Genomic DNA, 18,673 nt, shown 5'->3' with positions numbered 1-18,673 from the left:
GCCAGGCGGGAGGGGGCGATGTCATCCGGTCAGGGGTTCACCGGCTGCAGTTGGGCGATGGTCTCGAAGCCGCCCAGTTCCATCCAGTTGCGCCAAGCGACAGGCGCGGTCTTCGGGGCGTTCGCCGCCGAGGAGGGCCAGTTCTTCCACACCGAGCTGCTGACCTGGGACCACAGGCCGTTGTACCAGAGCGGGATGATCGGCATCTCGTCCAAGGTGACCTTCTGCAGCTTGGAGGTGATCGCCTTCATGCCCTCGACGTCGTCGAGCTTGACCTGGTCGAGCTGGTGGACCAGATCCCAGGCCTCCTTGTTCTCGTACCGGCCGAAGTTGACCGTGTTCTGCACCTTCTGGATCGGGAGCTGGAAGACGTAGTCGTAGTACGTCCACGGGCTGCTCGACAGCTGACGCTCGTTGTTGATCAGCAGGTCGAACTTCCCGGAGCCGCGCAGCTCGACCAGGGCGTTGAAGTCGGGGAAGTCGGGGGTGACGTTGATCCCGACCTCCTTGGCGCTCGCGGCGATGACCCGGATGGACTCCATCCAGTCGGTCCAGCCGGAGGGCACGATCAGGCTGAGGTTGATCTTGGAGCCGTCCTTGTTCTCCACCAGCCCGTCGCCGTCGCCGTCCTTGTAGCCGGCGTCGGCGAGCAGCTTCTTCGCCTTGGCGGGGTCGTACGAGAAGCCGTACTGGCTCACCATGGCCGGGTCGACGAACTGCTCCCACTGGGGCAGCAGGCCGGTCGGGCTGGAGGCCTTGACCAGGTTGCCGTAGACGCCCTCGACGATCTTCTTGGTGTCGACGGAGAACGCCAGCGCCTTGCGGAACGCCGGATCGTTCATCGGCTTCTTGGTGGTGTTCGGGACCAGCCACGCCGTGTTGGCCGACAGCATGTACGGAGGCTCGGGGTAGAACGTCGAGACGCCGAAGTTGCCCTTGACCAGGTTGGCCGCGCCGGGCAGGAAGTTGTTGCTGAGGTCCAGGCCCTTCTGCAGCAGAAGGCCCATCGCCACCTCGTTGCTGGAGTTGACGATGTCGACGATGTACTTGGGCTTGGGGTCCATGTTGAGGGCCGTCTTGCCCCACCAGTCGTCACGCTTGACCCAGACCACGCGGTCCTGGTCGTGGCTCATGTACTTGTAGGCGCCCGTGGCGACCGGGTTCTCGTTGACGCCGTCCAGCACGTCCTGCTCGGACCGGCCCTTCCAGATGTGCTCGGGCACGATGGACCGGCTGTAGAGGTTGAAGCCCCACTGCTGGTAGTTGGCCTTGGAGAAGTTGAACTTCACCGTCTGGGGGTCGACCGCGTCCACGCTGGAGAGGAAGTCCCAGATGTTGTGGTACGGGATGGTCTCGAACTTGCCGAGCTCGAAGGTGAACTTGACGTCGGCCGCGGTGAGCGGCTTGCCGTCCGACCACTTGATGCCGGAGCGGAGCTTGGCCTCGAAGGTCTTGTCGTCGGTCCAGGTGCCGCTCTCGGCCAGCCAGGGGATGAGCTTGCCGGCGTTGGGGTCGAAGTGGAACAGCGTCTCGTACGCCAGGCCCTTGGTGCCCGTGGCCGAGTCCCATTCACGGATGGGGTTGAAGTTCGCCGGCGGGCCCCACTGGGTGCCGCTCATGTAGAGCGTCTCGTTGCGGGGCAGCGAGTTGGGGTTCGCCGGTGCGGCCGGGGCGCTCGCCGCGTTGGAGCCTTGGGAGGCGGGGGGCGTGGAACCGCCGCCGGAACACCCCGCGGCCACCACTCCGGCGACTATGAGCGGGATCAGATACCGCGCTCGGTTTCGCATCGTGTTTCTCCTTCCTCCGCGAGCCGATCGCGGAGGTTCCGAACAACCTTCAGGCTCCGATGGAGAGGGTTACGGGAGCTTCCTCCCGGTCTGCCCGAGTTCGGAAAAGGGTCGTGGTGACCGGGCGGGAGAGCGCTCTGGGAGCGCTCCCACACTCGGCCGGCCGTTTCCCTGTTCACGGACCCGCTTGTCGTCACACACCTCATCCCGGACCGCGGGACAGCCGGTCCGGCCGTGCTGTCGAGCCAGCTCAAGCAGCGTTTGGTGAACCGGGTAAGTACGGTGAACGTAAATTTCGTGTGTCTGGTGTGTCAATAGTCGTGACCCGTTTGAGACATCACACGGCCCCTGCGAGGCCCCATCCGACCCCTGTTTTGGACGCGGAGATCCGGTCGTTCGGCACCGACCTTATCGGGGTTAAGTGCCGGGTTTTCCACTTAATGCCCGGCTTCACGGCGAGAAGCGGGCCGCGACGGGACGCGATGCGGGAAGCGTCACCGCAGGGTACGTAGTAAGGTGCGCGGCAGAACGCGTTAACGTAACCGGTTCAGCCTGGGGGCCGACGTGAAACGACCGACGATCGCCGACATCGCGCGCCGGGCCGGAGTCTCCAAGGTCGCCGTCTCCTACGCCCTGAACGACCGGCCCGGCGTGTCCGAGGCGAAGCGGGCCACGATCAAGGCCATCGCCAAAGAGATCGGATGGCGGCCCAACAGCGCCGCCCGCGCGCTCAACGGCGCCCAGGCCCGCACCGTGGGCCTCGTGGTGTGCCGCCCGGCCCGCATCCTCGGCATGGAACCGTTCTTCATGGAGCTGATCAGCGGCATCGAGGGCGAGCTGTCGGCCCGGTGCTACGCCCTGATGCTTCAGGTCGTCACCGACCACGAGCAGGAGATCGAGGCGTACCGCCGCTGGTGGGGCGAGGGCCGCATCGACGGCGCCATCCTGGTCGACCTCCACTTCGACGACCCCCGGGTGGCCGAGCTGCAGCCGCTCGGCATGCCCACCGTCGTCATCGGGCACCCCACCGAGTCCGGCGGCCTCGTGCCGGTGTGGTCGGACGACGCCATCGCCGTCCAGGAGACCGTGCGGTACCTCACCGCGCTCGGTCACCGCAGGATCGCCCGGGTCGCCGGGCTGCCGCAGCTCGTGCACACCGTGCTGCGCGACCGTGCCTTCGCCGCGGTGTGCGAGCAGCTCGGCCTGTCCGGGTACTCCGTCGTGCACACCGACTACACCGGCGAGGAGGGGGCGCGGGCCACCCGGCGGCTGGTCAGCTCGCCCAGCCGGCCCACCGCAATCGTGTACGACAACGACATCATGGCCGTCGCGGGCCTGTCGGTGGCGCAGGAGATGCGGCTGGACGTCCCGGGCGACCTGTCCATCGTGGCGTGGGACGACTCGCCGCTCTCGCAGGTGGTGCGCCCCGCGCTGACCGCGCTGACCCGGGACATCCCCGCCTACGGCGCGCACGCGGCGCGGCGGCTGCTCGCGCTGATCGGCGGCGACGACGTGAGCGGATTCGAGGACGCGGCGGCGCGGCTGACGCCCCGGGGCAGCACGGCGCCGCCCCCCGCGTCGCTGTCGCCGGCCACCTCGGCGCTCTCCTAAATGATGTTGGATTTTATCGGAATATGTGAGGCATTTCCGCGTACCGTAGTCGGCGAGGGGGTTTCTACCGCGAGATCAAGGGAAGTTGCGACCTGGTTCGAGCTGGTCGATCAACCGTCGAAAGGCGGCTGACCACCGATGACATGCTCGCGAGGGTGTTTCAGCGGTGGCGACGGCCATATTCGCCGGCGACGGGTGATCCACGGAAGAGGTCGTGATGACGAACGAGGACAAGGACGGCAAGACAGCTGCGCGTGAGCTAGCGACGCGGCTGCCCGGCTGGATGGTCTGGTACGGCGAGCACACCCGCCGCTACTGGGCGACCCCCCGCGGCAAGGCCGCGGCCCGGGGCGTGCTCGCCGAGGCGGACACCCCCGAGGAGCTCGAGGACATCGTCCGGCAGATGATGGGTGCCGCACCTCGCCCCGAGGCCCCCGCCGCCGAGACCCGCGCACCGGAACCGGTGGACGGGCGAGAGATGATCCAGGGGTCCGAGACCGTGCGCTCCCCGCAGAACCCCGCCGAGCCCAAGCACAGCCGGGAACCGGTCGGCGCCAGGAACGCCAGGGACTGACCCTTTCGTCGCGTTGTCCGGAGCTCGGCCCGTTGATCCGGACAATAGGATCCCGGTATGGCGGAGGTCCTGGTACGAGACGGCACGTGGACATTCGACGGCGAGACCCTGCGCGTCATCCCCTCACGGGACCGCCACGTCCACAAACTCCGGCAGCTCATCGGCGAGCGCGCGGTGCCACTCGCCGCGATCGCCGGCATCGCGTACGAGCCTGGACGCAAAGGGGGCAGGCTGCGGTTGCGGCTGCGTGAGGGGGCCGACCCGTTCGTGTCCGCCACCCAGGGCCGCGTGCCCGACGCCGCCGACCCCTACCGGCTCACCGTCGACGCCGACCGTGCCGGCGTGGCCGAATACTTCACCGACGAGGTGCGCAACTCCCTGCTCATCGAGCAGATCCCCGACGCGCCCTGCGACTCCTACCTCCTGCCCGGCCCCGCCGTCCCCCTCACCGCCTCCGCCGGCGACGGCTCGGCCACCTTCGACGGCGACCGCGTCAACCTCAACTGGAACTGGGCCACCGAATCCGGCAAGCGCTCCGCCGGCCCCCAGCAGTTCGCCCTGCGCGACCTGGCGGGCGTCGACTGGACCCCCTCCGTGGGCCTGGAGAACGGCTTCGTCCGCTTCCGTCTGAAAGGCGCACCCGATTCCCGCCAGCACCCCAAACACGACCCCCACTGCCTGGTCCTCTGGGGCCTGGACAAGGAGACCCGCACCGTGGCCCTCCTCGTCACCGCCCTGACCGCCCGCCTCCCCCACCCGCTCTCCCCCACCGACGCCCCCTGGCCCCGCACCCCCGCCCTCCCCTCCTCCCCCCCTCCCTCCGACGCACCCCCCGCCGCCGGCGACGACCCGGACGCCGTGCTCCGCCGCCTGCGCGAACTGGGCGAACTCCACCGCGAGGGCCTCCTCACCGAAGAGGAGTTCACCACCGCCAAACAGGCCCTCCTGCGCCGCCTCTGACCTTCTCGGAGACACACGGGCGGAACCCGGACCTCCCGGACCCGGATCCCGCCGCGCGTCATCCGTCACACACAGGCGGTGTTGACCTGAGGTCCGTTGCCCCCGGAGTTGTCGCCGCCGGCGCAGGTCACCCAGGAACCGTTGATCATGTTCGTGTAGATCCAGTTGTACCCGGACAGGTTCTCGTACTGGCCGCTCATGGTCCCGTAGTCCCGTCCCCAGACCCCGGCCCACAGGCTCTTGGATCCGGAGTACGACCGGGTGACGGCCCAGTTGGCGTTGCAGCTGTAGGAGTACCAGAGCTCGACCCGGCCCGTACCGTTGCCGTTGCTGATGTTGGCCGTACGGACCGCCGCCGCGTTGGACGCGCAGCCCGCGGAGTACGGGTCGAGCCCGGTGCACATCGAACCCGAGCAGAGAGCCGCGTACGCGGGTTCCGCCGTGGCGGCGGAGATCACCGGGGTCACGCCGCCGGTGACGGCGAACATGGCGACCGCCCAGCCCAATGCCCGCGCGTACCTACGCCGCCGGACCGGCCCGTGAGATTCCACTTTCTGGGTGTCTGCCGCCGTTGTCGGACTCATGTTGCCCCTCCTATTGGTCGGACGAAATTCCCGTGGCCAGGGCCCTTCGGCCGAGGCGATCACCATCGTGGGGTGGCGGGAAATGTCATGGCCCCTGACAATGTGTTTCCGCAGGTGAATCCCTGACAATTCAGCGGGATGCCGGCATGGACGGGGTGGACGACATGACAAACGATCGGCAACGCTCCAAAAGAGGACGCCCGTGGGCGCCACTGAAAGGCGACGATCCCGGGCTCCGCGCCCTCGCCACGTGGTTGCGCGAACGATGCGACGAATCGGGGCTGACATTGAGGGAAGCCGAAAAACGTATCTCCTACAGCAGGGACACCATTTCAAAGAACCTGGCCGGGGACACGCTGCCGGAATGGGCCTTCGTCGAGGCGCTCGTCACCGCGTCCACCCGCGACGACGCCCGCGCCGCAGCGCTCCTGGCGCAGAAGGCCAGGCAGCGGTGGGAGCAGGCCGCGGCGGACCGGCCGGCCGGCGCCCCCGCGGCCCGCGAGGCGCCGGAGAGCACGTCGCCGCGTCTTCCGAGGTCGGCGCCGGACGGCCGTCCGCCGAGCCGCCGACGCCGTCTCACCGTCGCGGCGGCGGCCGGAGTCCTGGTGGTCTCCGGCCTCGTCGTGGCCGTGAAGATATGGCCGGACACGGGCGCCGCGGGCCCGCCGGCGTTTTCCGGCCTTTCCACGTCGGCGGCGCCCCGGCCGCAGTCCACTCACGGTCCGCTCGTTCCCGGCGACGACTCGACTTTCGTCGCCGATGTGACCGTTCCCGATGGATCACGGGTCCGGGCCGGGCAGCGGTTCGTGAAGACATGGGAGATCCGGAATTCCGGGGTGATCGTATGGCGGAATCGATTCCTCACGCGTCAGGGCGCCGCAGAAGGATCGGATTTGTGCGTCTCCCCGGCCAGGACGCCTATTCCTCTCACCCAGCCCGGTGCGCGAATAAAGATCAGCGTGCCCATTACCGCTCCCAAGACGCCGGGGTCGTGCCGGGTGGACTGGAAGATGACCGACGCGGCCGGGCGTCATTATTTTCCCGACCTGGCCGGGCTGTATCTCGTGGTGAATGTGGCCGGCGAGCCGTGAGGCCGCGCCTCACTCTGCGGCACTAGCGGCACTGGCGGAGCATGACGCGTTTGTCGGCGGCGGTCACCGGGAGGGCGTACTTCACGGCTACCTGGGCGAAGCGGGCGGCGTAGGCGCAGCGGACGCGGTGGGACGGGGGGAGCCAGGAGGCGGGGCCGGAGCCGCCCTTGGCGACGTTGACGGAGCGGGAGACCGGGAGCAGGTTGAGGGGGTCGTTGGCGATGCGCATGCGTTTGGCCATGGGCCAGTTGCGGGCGCCCATGCGCCATTCGTAGGCCAGGGGGACGACGTGGTCGACCTGGACGCGGTCGGCGTCCTCGCGGCGCCAGGTGATGGTGCGGCCGGTGTACGGGTCGGTGAGGCGCAGGGCGACGACCACGCAGTCGGAGCCGCGGCGGAAACGGACCTTCTGGCCGTCCCTGGCCAGCAGGTCGTCCCGGGTGCGGCAGCCGTTGCGGGCGTACGGGATGCCCCGGGCGTCGTCGGCCCACTTGGCGCCGAACTTGGTGCGGGTGTAGCCGGTCAGCGATCCCGAGGTGCCCACCCGGAGCTTCCTGATGAGCTTGCGCGCGGCGGCCCGGTCGCCGCGCGAGGTGATGGGAGATAAGCCCCGCTTCGTCCCGTCCGGGTTGTCCAGCGGCATCGCCTGGCGAAGGCTTTGGGTCGGATGCCGGGGAGGCTCGGAGCGCGTGCCGTGCGCCGCGATGGAGACGAGGACGGCGGCTCCCGCGAACACCACGAAGATCTCCCGCGCGCCCAGCGCCGCCTCCCGAAGTCCTCACGCCGATGGCCCGCCTGAGTAATCCCCATAAACCGCGGAATCGACACCCACGACATGTTCACGCAGGTCAAGCCTAGGGTCAGTTCCGGGTGAGCACCTCGTGGAGGCGTTCGGCGAAGGCGGCGGCGTGGGGGATGTAGCCGACGTGGTCGCCGGGGAAGTCGAGCACCTCGGTGCCGAGGCGGGTGGCCAGTTCGGCGGTGGCCTGGTAGGGCATCTGGTCGCGGGACTCCAGGCCGCCGCCCAGTACGACGGGGGCGGTGCGCAGGGCGGGGAGGTCGGGTTCGTAGCGGGGGAACGAGGTGACCTCGTGGGCGAAGAAGAAGTCGAAGTTGCGGCGGATCCGGGCGACGATCTCGCGGACGCCGGGCGGGAGCTCACCCTGGGGCTCCATGACGGGACGCTGGCCGAGGGCGCCGGAGAACTCCGCCACCGCGGCGTCCACGCCCCGCGACATGTACGTGTCGCGCACGCCGTCCAGGAAGGCGAGCCAGTGGTCGCGGTCGGGGAGCACGGTGACGGCGGGGGGCTCGTGGGCCACCAGGGCGCGTACCTGCCCGGGGTGGCGGGTGATCAGGTCGAGGCCGACGAGCGCGCCGGAACTGCTGCCGAAGACGTACGCGGGCTCGCCGGCGACCTCCTTGAGCAGCAGGTGCGCGTCGTCGGCGTGGGTCTCGATCCGCTGCGTGCCGGGGGGCTCGGTGAGCTCGCTGCGGGAGTTGCCCCGGGGGTCGTAGGCGACCACCGTGTACCGGCCGGCGAGCAGGCGCGCCATGCCGGTGAACCCGGCGGCGTCGCCGTTGCCGCCGGCGATGAGCAGCAGCACCGGGCCGGAGCCGTGCGCCTCGTAGTAGAGGCGCGCCCCGGGCACGGGAAGTGTCGACGTCTTCATGGGTCCCCCTTCGTAAGAACCGGTCATAGGCGTCAATATAGGTTGACACTCATGATCACGTCAACCTAAATTGACACCCCGGTCTTGAGGGCTACGGCAACCAGCTCACCTTCCCCCGCAACAGCCCGTAGCCCACGAAGGCCACCACGTCGATCAGGGTGTGCGCCACGATCAGCGGCATCGCCCGGCCCCAGCGCTGGTAGAGGCGGCCGAACAGCAGGCCCATCGCGAGGTTGCCGATGAAGCCGCCGAACCCTTGGTAAAGGTGGTAGGACGCGCGCAGCACCGCCGACAACGCGACGGCGTGCCACGGCTTCCAGCCGAGGCGGCCGAGGCGGTGCAGGAGGTACCCGGCGACGACGACCTCTTCGAGCACGCCGTTCTCGGCGGCCGAGAGGATCAGCACGGGGACGCGCCACCAGGTGTCGGGCAGGCGGTCCGGCACGACGTCGAGGTTGACGCCGGCTTGGTACGCGAAGAGGTAGAAGACCAGGCCGGTGCCGCCGACCACGGCCGCGAGGACCGCGCCGCGCAGCAGGTCGCGCCCCGGCTCGCGGCGGTCGGCCCCGATGGTGCGCAGCGACTCGCCGGACCGGGCCAGCAGGTAGCCGACCAGCGCGACCGGGGCGAGGGAGATGACAATGCCCGTGAGCTGGTAGGCGAGGTCCAGCCACGGGCGGCCGGGCGCCATGGTGCCGACCAGCACCGCGCGCTGGGCGTTCAGCTCGCGGGACGCCGTCAGCGACCCGATCAGGGACACCAGGGAACGCAGCGCGCTGGCACCGAGCGACACCGCGAAGACGACGATGATCTCGGTGCCGATGAGGCGCGGCGTGAAGGCCCGCGCGTCCTCGGCGGCGTGCGGCGGAGAGTCTCGCATGACCGCAGATTAGCCGCGGGACCTGGGAGCCGTGGCCGCGCGCCCCCATCTGTGGACAACCGGCGATCAAGGTGTGCAAGGCGACGTCAAGTGACTTGCAGGCGGCTTGCGGCACCCTTGGCCCATGACAACGCAGGGGATCGTCACGACGTCGCGAACCGAACACCCCCGCCGCACCGGCTACAAGCCGGTCACCGACACCATGGCACTCGGGGTCACGGTCAGCGTGGTGGTCCCGGCGATGAACGAGGCAGAGAACCTGCCGCACGTGTTCGCCACCCTGCCCGCGTGGATCGACGAGGTGGTGCTGGTCGACGGCCGCTCCACCGACGACACCGTGGCGGTCGCGCGGGCCCTGCGCCCCGGGCTGCGCGTCGTCACCCAGTCCGGCAAGGGCAAGGGGAACGCCCTCATCGAGGGCTTCGCCGCCGCCACCGGCGACATCATCGTGATGATCGACGCCGACGGCTCGACCGACGGCCGCGAGATCATCCGCTTCGTCTCCGCCTTGGTGGCCGGCGCCGACTTCGCCAAGGGCTCCCGCTACGCCTCCGGCGCCGGGTCCGACGACATCAGCCTGACCCGCTCCCTGGGCAACATCGCGCTGACCGCCCTCACCAACCACCTCTACGGCACCCGCTACACCGACCTGTGCTACGGCTACAACGCCTTCTGGTCCCGCCACCTCCAGTCCCTGGCCCTGGACTGCGACGGCTTCGAGATCGAGACCCTGATGAACGTCCGCGCCGCCCAGGCCGGCCTCACCGTCCACGAGATCCCGAGCCACGAGCGCAGCCGCATCCACGGCACCAGCAACCTGAACGCCGTGCGCGACGGCTGGCGCATCCTCAAGACCCTCGTCCGCGAGCGCACCCGCCCTATCCCCACACCCCCGGCACCGGTCACCCCCATCCCCCAGCCGCGCCAGCCTCTCCTGATCGACCGCGTCTCCCAGCGTTCGACCGCCTGAAGAAAACCGCGACAGCGACCGCTGTTTCACCGCATTTCATGACGGTGACGGGATCGGCCGTGTCGCTCGTCACGGATACCCCGGTCGGATAGGGTTCGCCGTGTCAGGGCGCGGGCACGGTCGGTGAGGTCTGTGGCGTACTTCTTCTTCAGCTACGCACGGGCGGACGCCCTGGACGACTACTTACGCCGGTTCTACGAAGACCTGCGGCGTGAACTCGCCACCAGGGCCGGAATCGCGATCGAGGACGCCGGGTACCTCGACATCCACGAGGCCGCCGGGACGACGTGGACGACGGGCCTCGGCAAGGCGCTCGCCGAGGCGAAGGTCTTCGTGCCGGCCTACTCACCCGCCTACTTCTCCAGCCGTGCCTGCGGCCAGGAATGGCACACCTTCGCGGCCCGGGTCGATCGGCACCGGCGCACGACCGGACAGGCGGTGACGGGAATCGTCCCGGTCTGGTGGGTCCCGCCGCTGAGCCTGCCGCCGAGGGTACGGGTCGTGCAGGACACCCGCGATCAGTTCGGGGAGGGATATCGCGAGTACGGCCTGCGCTACCTCATGCAGCTGAGGGAGAACGCCAGCCGGTACCAGGACTTCCTCGTGAGGTTCACCACGATGCTCATGACCGCCGGCGCCGGCCCACCGGCGCCGGGGAGCGTGGTCGACCTGGAGACCCAGCCGGACGCGTTCGTCCGCGACGACGAGGACGCGCCGGCGGGCGGCGCCGGGCAGGTGAGCGGGCCCAAGCGGGTGACGTTCGTGGTGGCGGCCGGCAGCCGGACGCAGATGCGCGTCCTGCGCACGACCCTCGACGTCTACGGCGACGAATGGGACGAGTGGCGGCCCTACTACCCCGTCTGCCCCGATCCGATCGCCCTGCGCGCGCAGAGCGTGGCGACCGCGCAACGAATGTTCTCCAGCCTCCAGCCCGCCGGCGAGCGCCTGTTCGAGCTGCTCACCCGCGCGCTCACCAGCAAAGAACTCGTCGTCCTGATCGTCGACCCGTGGGCGGCCGGCCTTGAGGAGTACCGGCGCCTCCTCGACCGGCTGAACGGCCTGCGCAACAACAATCTCGCCGTCGTGGTGCCGTGGGACGGGGCCGAGGCGCCGGACACGACGACCCTGGACGCGCTGTACCTGGCCCTGGCCAACTGGGCGGAGGCCGGCAGGCCGGGCTTCAGCGGCGACATCCGGTCCATGGAGGACTTCGAGAAGATCCTCGTGCAGGTGCTGGTCGAGATCCGCGCCCGCATCGTCAGATGGGACACGGTCGCCCGGCGGGTCGCGGGGACTCCCATGGCACGCCCGATCCTGACCGGACCCGGGGGCTGACCGATGCCCGCGCCGATCATCACCTTCTACTCCTACAAGGGCGGCACCGGCCGCTCCATGAGCCTGGCGAACGCGGCCTGGATCCTCGCGAGCAACGGCCTGCGGGTCCTCGCCATGGACTGGGACCTGGAGGCTCCCGGACTGCACCGCTTCTTCCACCCGTTCCTCCCCGACCGGGACCTGCGCACCTCGTCCGGTGTGATCGACCTGATGTGGGAGTTCGCGACCGCGGCCGTCGACCCTGAGGGCCCGGCCGGGCCCGACTGGTACGAGAAGCTGGCCCGCGTCGCGCCGTACACCGTTTCCGTCGAGCATCCTTTCCCCGGCGCCGGCACCGTCGACCTGGTCCCCGCGGGCAGGCAGGACGCGTCCTACGCCGCGCTGGTCAGCACCTTCGACTGGGGCAACTTCTACGACCGCCTCGGCGGCGGCCAGTTCCTCGAGGCGCTGAAGCGGGACGTGCGCGACAGGTACGACTACGTCCTCATCGACAGCCGTACCGGGCTGAGCGACACGGCCGGCATCTGCACCGTCCAGCTGCCCGACATCCTCGTCAACTGCTTCACGTTCAGCACCCAGTCCATCGACGGCGCGGCGGCGGTCGCCGCGTCGATCCACCGCCAGCGGCGCGGCGACCAGCTGCGCCTGTTCCCCGTGCCGATGCGCGTCGAGGACGGCGAGCAGAGCAAGCTGGACGCCGGCCGCGACTACGCCCGCAAACGATTCGGCCGCTACCTGTCGCACCTGCCCGACCCGGAGCGCTACTGGGGCGAGGTGGAGGTCCCGTACAAGAGCTTCTACGCCTACGAGGAGGTCCTGGCGACGATCGGCGACAGGCCGCTGCAGGAGAACACCATCCTGGCCGCGTCGGAGCGAATCGTCGCGTACCTCACCGACGGCCGCGTGACCGGCCTGGCCGCCCCACCCACGGAGGCGGAACGACGCACCCTGCTGGCCCGCTACGCCAGAGAGGGCGGCCCGGCCCCCCTGGTCCGCGGCGGTATCGGGTTCGGCGAGGAGAGCCCGCGGGTCTTCGTCTCGTTCGCCTACGACTCCGCCGACCACTTCGAGCGGGTCCGCGAGCTGTGGTACGTCCTGCGGCAGACCGGCCTCGACGCCCGCCTGGACCTCGCGCCGGGACAGCGGCGAGCCGACTGGAGCGACTGGCTCGCCGCCGAACTACGGGCCGCGGATCTCGTCGTCGTCGTGGCGTCGCCCACGTACCGGCGCCAGGCCGAGGAAGGCGAGGACGGGCAGGCACCACGCCTGCTCCGCGACGCGTACCGTCACGACCTGACGCGACGTCGTTTCGTCCCCCTGGTGCTTCCCGACGACTCGGCCGCCGACCTGCCCGGCTTCCTCGAAACAGGCCCGGAGGAGGAGGTGCGGCTGGAGGAACTGACTCCGACCGGCGTGGAGCCCCTGCTCCGGACGCTGGCCGGTCGCTACGCCCCGAAGGCCGGGCGAGTGGCGCAACCGCGCGTCGGGCCGTCACACAGGCCGGACGATCCGCGGCTGCTGGAGGCCAAGGAAGCCCTCGCTGAGACGGTCGCCCTCCAGTGGAGGGCGGAGTCCTTGGTGCGCGAACTGTACGCCCCGGACCTCTTACCGTTGACCTGGGCCAGCACCGCGCGTCCTGTCTCCGCGGCCGGGGTGACGGCGTACCCGGAGACCTCGTGGCACGGAGAACCGCGGCTTCGTGGCGACATGAGCAGTATCGCCGACATGTTCCTGTCGCTGCCCTGGCGGCGGCTGGTGGTGCTGGGAGAGCCGGGCACGGGCAAGACCTCGAGCGCGATCATTCTGGTCCTCGATCTGCTCCAGCGCGCGGGGACGAGCACCGACCCCGTGCCTGTGTTGCTGTCCTTGAGCACGTGGGATCCGGGCGTCGAGAGCTTCGACACCTGGCTGGCGCGCCGGCTGCGCGAGGACTATCCGACGCTCGCGCGGCTCGGCCCCGAGGCGGCGGGGCGCTTGGTGGCCTCCGGGGACATCCTTCCGGTGCTGGACGGCCTGGACGAGATCCCGTTCGACCAACGGGACCTCGCGCTGCTCGCGCTGGACAGGAGTACCACCGGCCGCCCTCTCGTGGTGATCTCCCGCTCGTCGGAGTACGAGGCGACCGTGCGCGGGACGGGCCGGGCGCTGGCCAAAGCCGTGGTGATCGAGATGCTGCCCCTCGCGCTCGCGGACACGTTCGGCCATCTCCGCGACGTGAGCCTTCCCACGGACACCCGGTGGAGCGACCTTTCCGTTCATCTCATCGAGGACCCGGAGCAGCCGCTGGCCCGTGCGCTCTCGACACCGCTCATGGTCATGCTGACGCGGGCCGCCTACACGTCTCCCGGGACAGAGCCCGCGAAACTGCTCGACCGAGGCAGGTTCCCGGATCAGGCAGCCATCGAATCCCATCTGCTGGCGCAGTTCATTCCTGTCGCCTACGCCCGCTACCCCACCTCTCCAGCCGGCGAGGGGACGAACTACGACCCGGCGAAGGCCACGGCGTGGCTGTCCTTCCTCGCCTTCTTCATGACCATGGAGAGCAGCCGTGAACTGGCATGGTGGCGGTTGCACGAAGCTCTCCCGCCGCTGGTCAAGCGCATCGGCCCCGGCTTGGTCGCCGGCGTGCCGACGGCACTGACGACCTGGGTTGTCGGGGCTCTGTCATCCTGGGCGACGCTGTTTCCAACCGTTCCCCTATGGCAGGCCGTCGCGGCGGTGGGCCTGTTCACAGGCGTCCTGGCCATGACGGCGCGCCCGCCGTCAGGACCACGGGAGAGGTTGGGCATCGGCCGATGGGCCACCAGGTGGAGACCTGCGTACAGCCCGCTGAACGCACTGCGCCGTGACCGGACCAGCACGTTGATCGTCATCATGATCGTACTGGCCCCCGGTGTCCTGGCCCTGCCCTTCTCAACGTTGATATGGCAGGACGGGACGTACCCCTCCGCGCTTCTCGGCGGTTTCCCGATCGCTCTCCTCTTCCTGGTGAGGAGTGCCTGGGGATGGCTGGGTCTGAGCAGATTCTGGCTCGCCCTCCGCGGTCACCTGCCGTGGCGCCTCATGCGATTCCTCGCCGACGCCCATCGGCGCGGCGTTCTGCGGCAGAACGGCCCGGTGTACCAGTTCCGTCACGCGCACCTCCAGGATTGGCTCGCCGGGAAGTACGACGGCCCCCGCCCGGGCCGCTGAGAGCCGGAGACCAGCCCGCATCTACCGATGGCCGTCGAGGCCGGACGGCCCGTAATGGCTTCCGCCACCCCGTGAAACGGGGCTTCTCACAAAGGTGTTTTCACCCCGTTGACGGGGCTGTCGTGCGTATGTAACCTTTGGGCAGCGCTGCGCAAGAATCTTGCAGATCAGTGTTATTTTCTCGCTCTTCCTCGCAACTTCAGGGATGCACTGCGTCCGTGCACCTACCCCCCATCCGTGTGCGGTCGAGGCCGTGTGCTTCGTCCCCCCGAACCCTGTTGAGCCTGACGAGAGATAGAAGAACGCGAATGAAAAAGATGCACGGACCTTTACGGCTGGTGGCGACCGTGGTCGCCGCCGGCCTGTTCGTCGTGGGGGCGGTCGTGCCGGCCTCGGCGGCGGGTGGGCCCAACTTGTCGCCGGGGAAGGCGACGATGGCGAGCAGTACGAACGGCGGGTTCCCGGTGTCGAACATCAACGACGGGAACCAGGACTCGTACTGGGAGAGTGCGAACAACAGTTTCCCGCAGTGGGCCCGGGTCGATCTCGGGGTCGCGACCAGCGTGGACCAGATCGTGCTGAAGGTGCCGTCGCCCGCCGCCTGGCAGACGCGGACGCAGACGCTCTCGGTGCAGGGCGGGGCGGACGGGAGCAACTACAGCACGGTGGTGGCCTCGGCCGGGTACACGTTCAACCCGGCCACCGGGAACTCGGTCACGATCAACTTCCCGGCGGCGAGCCATCGGTACTGGCGGGTGCTGGTGACCGCCAACACCGGGTGGCCGGCGGCGCAGATCTCCGAGTTCGAGATCTACGGCGCGAGCACCGGCGGTGACGTCCAGCCGCCGAGCGCGCCGACCAACCTCGCCTACACCCAGCCGGCGAGCGGGCAGATCAGGCTGACGTGGAACGCGTCCAGCGACAACCTGGGCGTCACCGGCTACGACATCTACGCCAACAGCCAGCTGCGGGCGAGCGTCGCGGGGAACGTGACGACCTACACCGACACCCAGCCGGCCTCGGCGACCGTGACGTACTTCGTGCGGGCCAGGGACGCGGCGGGGAACCAGTCGGCCAACAGCAACTCGGTGACCCGCACGGGCACCGGCGATCCCGGGACCAACCTCGCGATCGGCAAGGAGATGGTCGAGTCCGGTCACGTGCACACGTATGTCGCGGCCAACGCCAACGACAACAACGTGAGCACCTACTGGGAGGGCAACTCCGGCGCGTACCCGAACACGCTGACGGTCAGGCTCGGCGCCAACGCGAGCGTCAGCTCGGTCGTGCTGAAGCTCAACCCCGACCCCGCGTGGGGCACCCGCACGCAGAACATCCAGGTGCTCGGCCGGGAGCAGAGCTCCACGACGTACCAGAACCTCGCGTCGGCGGCCAACTACACCTTCAACCCGGCGAGCGGGAACACGGTGACCATCAACGTGTCCGCGTCGGTCGCCGACGTGCAGCTGAGGTTCACGAGCAACAGCGGCGCGCCCGGCGGGCAGGTCGCCGAGTTCCAGGTCTTCGGCGTTCCGGCGCCGAACCCCGACCTCACCGTCACGGCCCTGACGTGGTCCCCGGCCTCCCCGATCGAGACCAGCGCCATCACGTTGTCGGCCACCGTCCGCAACGCCGGCAACGCGGCGTCCGCCGCGGACACCGTCAATCTCTACCTGGCCGGCGCGCTGGCAGGCACCGCCGCCGTCCCGGCCCTGGCCGCGGGCGCCACCGCCACGGTGACGCACAACGTCGGCACCCGGGCCGCGGGCACCTACCCGGTCAGCGCCAGGGTGGACGAGGACAACACGGTCTTCGAGCAGAACGAGACCAACAACAGCTTCACCGCGGCGTCCTCACTCGTGGTCTCCGAGGCTCCAGGCCCGGACCTGCAGGTCCTCGGCATCACGTCCAACCCGCAGAACCCGGCGGTCGGCGCGGCGGTCACGTTCACCGTCGCGGTGAACAACCGCGGGACCAGCGCGACCGGCGCGACCACGGTCACCCGGGTCGTCGTGGGCGGCACCACGCTGAACGGCAGCACCGCGTCGATCGCGGCCGGGGCGACGGTCAACGTGGCCGTCAGCGGCAGCTGGACCGCCACCAGCGGCGGCGCCACCATCACCGCGACCGCCGACGCGACGAACGCCGTCACCGAGACCAACGAGAACAACAACTCGCTCTCGCGGTCCATCGTGGTCGGACGCGGCGCGGCCGTCCCGTGGATCTCCTACGAGGCCGAGGCCGCGAACTACCAGGGCACGCTGCTGGTCGCCGACTCGCTGCGCACCTTCGGCCACACCAACTTCGCCACCGAGTCGTCCGGCCGCCAGTCGGTGCGCCTCAACAGCACCGGGCAGTTCGTCGAGGTCACCTCCACGGCGCCGTCCAACTCGATCGTGGTGCGCAACTCCATCCCCGACGCGGCGGGCGGCGGCGGCATGGACGCCACGATCAGCCTGTACGTCAACGGCACCTTCGCCCAGAAGCTGTCCCTGTCGTCCCGCCACAGCTGGCTGTACGGGAACACCGACGGCCCCGAGGCCCTGACCAACACCCCGCAGGCCGACGCCCGGCGCCTGTTCGACGAGTCGCACGCGCTGCTCTCGACGACGTACCCGGCGGGCACGAGGTTCCGGTTGCAGCGTGACGGGACCGACAACGCCGCGTACTACATCATCGACACGATCGACCTGGAGCAGGTGGCGCCGGCCACGAGCCAGCCCGCCGGCTGCGTCTCGATCACCCAGTACGGCGCCGTGCCGAACGACGGCGTGGACGACACCGCCGCCATCCAGCGCGCGGTCACCGACGACCAGAACGGCGTCATCGGCTGCGTATGGATCCCGGCGGGCCAGTGGCGCCAGGAGAAGAAGATCCTCACCGACGACCCGTTGAACCGGGGCCAGTACAACCAGGTGGGCATCAGCAACGTCACCATCCGCGGCGCGGGCATGTGGCACTCCCAGCTGTACACGCTGACCGAGCCGCACCTCGCCACCGGCGGCATCAACCACCCGCACGAGGGCAACTTCGGCTTCGACATCGACAACAACGTGCAGATCTCCGACATCGCCATCTTCGGCTCCGGCACCATCCGCGGCGGCCCCGGCGGCGCCGAGGGCGGCGTGGGTCTGAACGGCCGGTTCGGCCTGAACACCAGGATCACCAACGTCTGGATCGAGCACGCGAACGTCGGGGTGTGGGTCGGCCGCGACTACGACAACATCCCCGACCTGTGGGGTCCCGGCGACGGCCTGGAGTTCAGCGGCATGCGGATCCGCAACACCTACGCCGACGGCATCAACTTCACCAACGGCACGCGCAACTCCCGGGTGTTCAACTCCTCGTTCCGCACCACCGGTGACGACTCGCTGGCCGTCTGGGCGAGCCGCTACGTCAAGAACACCACCACCGACATCGGCCACGACAACAGCTTCGTCAACAACACGATCCAGCTGCCCTGGCGCGCCAACGGCATCGCGATCTACGGCGGCTACGGCAACCGGGCCGAGAACAACCTCATCTACGACACGATGAACTACCCGGGCATCATGCTGGCCACCGACCACGACCCCCTGCCGTTCTCCGGCCAGACCCTCCTCGCCAACAACGGCCTCTACCGTTGCGGCGGCGTCTTCTGGGGCGAGGCCCAGGAGTTCGGAGCCATCACCCTGTTCGCCGCCGGCGGCGACATCCCCGGCGTCACGATCCGCGACACCGACATATCCGACTCCACCTACGACGGCATCCAGTTCAAGTCCGGCGGCGGCGCCGTACCGGGCGTCGTCATCACCAACGTCCGCATCGACAAGTCCAACAACGGCGCCGGCATCCGGGCCCACGGCGGCGCCCGAGGAAGCGCCACCCTGACCAACGTCACCATCACCAACTCGGCCGACGGGAACATCCTCCGGGAACCCGGCACACAGTTCGTGATAAACGGCGGCTGACCCTTTGAGGCCCGGCGCCTGAGACGACCGGCGATGTAGCGTGCTCCCCAGGTGAAAGGGAGCACG

The 18,673-nt window shown here is 69.4% G+C and carries 13 protein-coding genes; 8 read left to right on the top strand and 5 right to left on the bottom strand.

The features are described 5' to 3' along the window. Positions 1–29: 29 nt before the first annotated feature. Entirely contained in the window at positions 30–1,787 is a 1,758-nt protein-coding gene (locus ACFP1K_RS04545; RefSeq protein ID WP_380747186.1) for an ABC transporter substrate-binding protein, read from the bottom strand. Between the two features lie 564 nt (positions 1,788–2,351). Here ACFP1K_RS04545 and ACFP1K_RS04540 point away from each other — a divergent pair. The 3 genes from ACFP1K_RS04540 (at position 2,352) to ACFP1K_RS04530 (ending at position 4,932) form a co-directional block, all read left to right on the top strand. Then, positions 2,352–3,398, top strand: a complete 1,047-nt coding sequence (locus tag ACFP1K_RS04540; RefSeq protein ID WP_380747185.1) for a LacI family DNA-binding transcriptional regulator — start codon at positions 2,352–2,354, stop codon at positions 3,396–3,398. Positions 3,399–3,615: 217 nt separating this feature from the next. Continuing rightward, complete coding sequence (locus tag ACFP1K_RS04535; protein WP_380747184.1) at positions 3,616–3,972, top strand: hypothetical protein; 357 nt, start codon at positions 3,616–3,618, stop codon at positions 3,970–3,972. Between the two features lie 57 nt (positions 3,973–4,029). Further along, complete coding sequence (locus tag ACFP1K_RS04530) at positions 4,030–4,932, top strand: DUF4429 domain-containing protein (protein ID WP_380747183.1); 903 nt, start codon at positions 4,030–4,032, stop codon at positions 4,930–4,932. A gap of 65 nt (positions 4,933–4,997) precedes the next feature. Here the strand turns inward: ACFP1K_RS04530 and ACFP1K_RS04525 are convergent, their stop codons facing one another. Further along, positions 4,998–5,516 carry a DUF2690 domain-containing protein gene (locus tag ACFP1K_RS04525; protein ID WP_380747182.1) on the bottom strand — a complete coding sequence of 173 codons (519 nt, stop codon included), beginning with the start codon at positions 5,514–5,516 and terminating at the stop codon, positions 4,998–5,000. 146 nt (positions 5,517–5,662) lie between these two features. On the opposite strand from ACFP1K_RS04525, the gene ACFP1K_RS04520 reads away from it, so the two are divergent. Then, positions 5,663–6,607 (top strand): NBR1-Ig-like domain-containing protein, encoded by a 945-nt coding sequence (locus ACFP1K_RS04520; RefSeq protein ID WP_380747181.1) that lies wholly within the window; start codon positions 5,663–5,665, stop codon positions 6,605–6,607. 22 nt (positions 6,608–6,629) lie between these two features. Here ACFP1K_RS04520 and ACFP1K_RS04515 read toward each other — a convergent pair whose 3' ends face one another. The 3 genes from ACFP1K_RS04515 to ACFP1K_RS04505 form a co-directional block, all read right to left on the bottom strand. Continuing rightward, positions 6,630–7,346, bottom strand: a complete 717-nt coding sequence (locus tag ACFP1K_RS04515) for an HNH endonuclease family protein (protein ID WP_380747180.1) — start codon at positions 7,344–7,346, stop codon at positions 6,630–6,632. Positions 7,347–7,467: 121 nt separating this feature from the next. Further along, positions 7,468–8,280: an alpha/beta fold hydrolase gene (locus ACFP1K_RS04510; protein ID WP_380747179.1), complete on the bottom strand. Its 813-nt coding sequence runs from the start codon at positions 8,278–8,280 to the stop codon at positions 7,468–7,470. 91 nt (positions 8,281–8,371) lie between these two features. Continuing rightward, positions 8,372–9,160, bottom strand: coding sequence for a CPBP family intramembrane glutamic endopeptidase (locus ACFP1K_RS04505; protein WP_380747178.1), 789 nt, complete (start codon positions 9,158–9,160; stop codon positions 8,372–8,374). 124 nt (positions 9,161–9,284) lie between these two features. On the opposite strand from ACFP1K_RS04505, the gene ACFP1K_RS04500 reads away from it, so the two are divergent. From ACFP1K_RS04500 to ACFP1K_RS04485, 4 genes are all read left to right on the top strand, one after another. Then, positions 9,285–10,130, top strand: a complete 846-nt coding sequence (locus ACFP1K_RS04500; RefSeq protein ID WP_380747177.1) for a glycosyltransferase family 2 protein — start codon at positions 9,285–9,287, stop codon at positions 10,128–10,130. Positions 10,131–10,262: 132 nt separating this feature from the next. After that, entirely contained in the window at positions 10,263–11,465 is a 1,203-nt protein-coding gene (locus tag ACFP1K_RS04495) for a TIR-like protein FxsC (protein ID WP_380747176.1), read from the top strand. Between the two features lie 3 nt (positions 11,466–11,468). Beyond that, positions 11,469–14,657, top strand: coding sequence for a KGGVGR-motif variant AAA ATPase (locus tag ACFP1K_RS04490; RefSeq protein ID WP_380747175.1), 3,189 nt, complete (start codon positions 11,469–11,471; stop codon positions 14,655–14,657). Between the two features lie 317 nt (positions 14,658–14,974). Then, positions 14,975–18,607, top strand: coding sequence for a CARDB domain-containing protein (locus ACFP1K_RS04485; protein ID WP_380747174.1), 3,633 nt, complete (start codon positions 14,975–14,977; stop codon positions 18,605–18,607). Positions 18,608–18,673 lie beyond the last annotated feature (66 nt).

Source organism: Sphaerisporangium aureirubrum (assembly GCF_042658925.1).
Lineage (GTDB): Bacteria > Actinomycetota > Actinomycetes > Streptosporangiales > Streptosporangiaceae > Sphaerisporangium > Sphaerisporangium aureirubrum.
The sequence above is the reverse complement of the archived record's forward strand: the minus strand, read 5'-3'. Positions and strand labels throughout refer to the sequence as shown.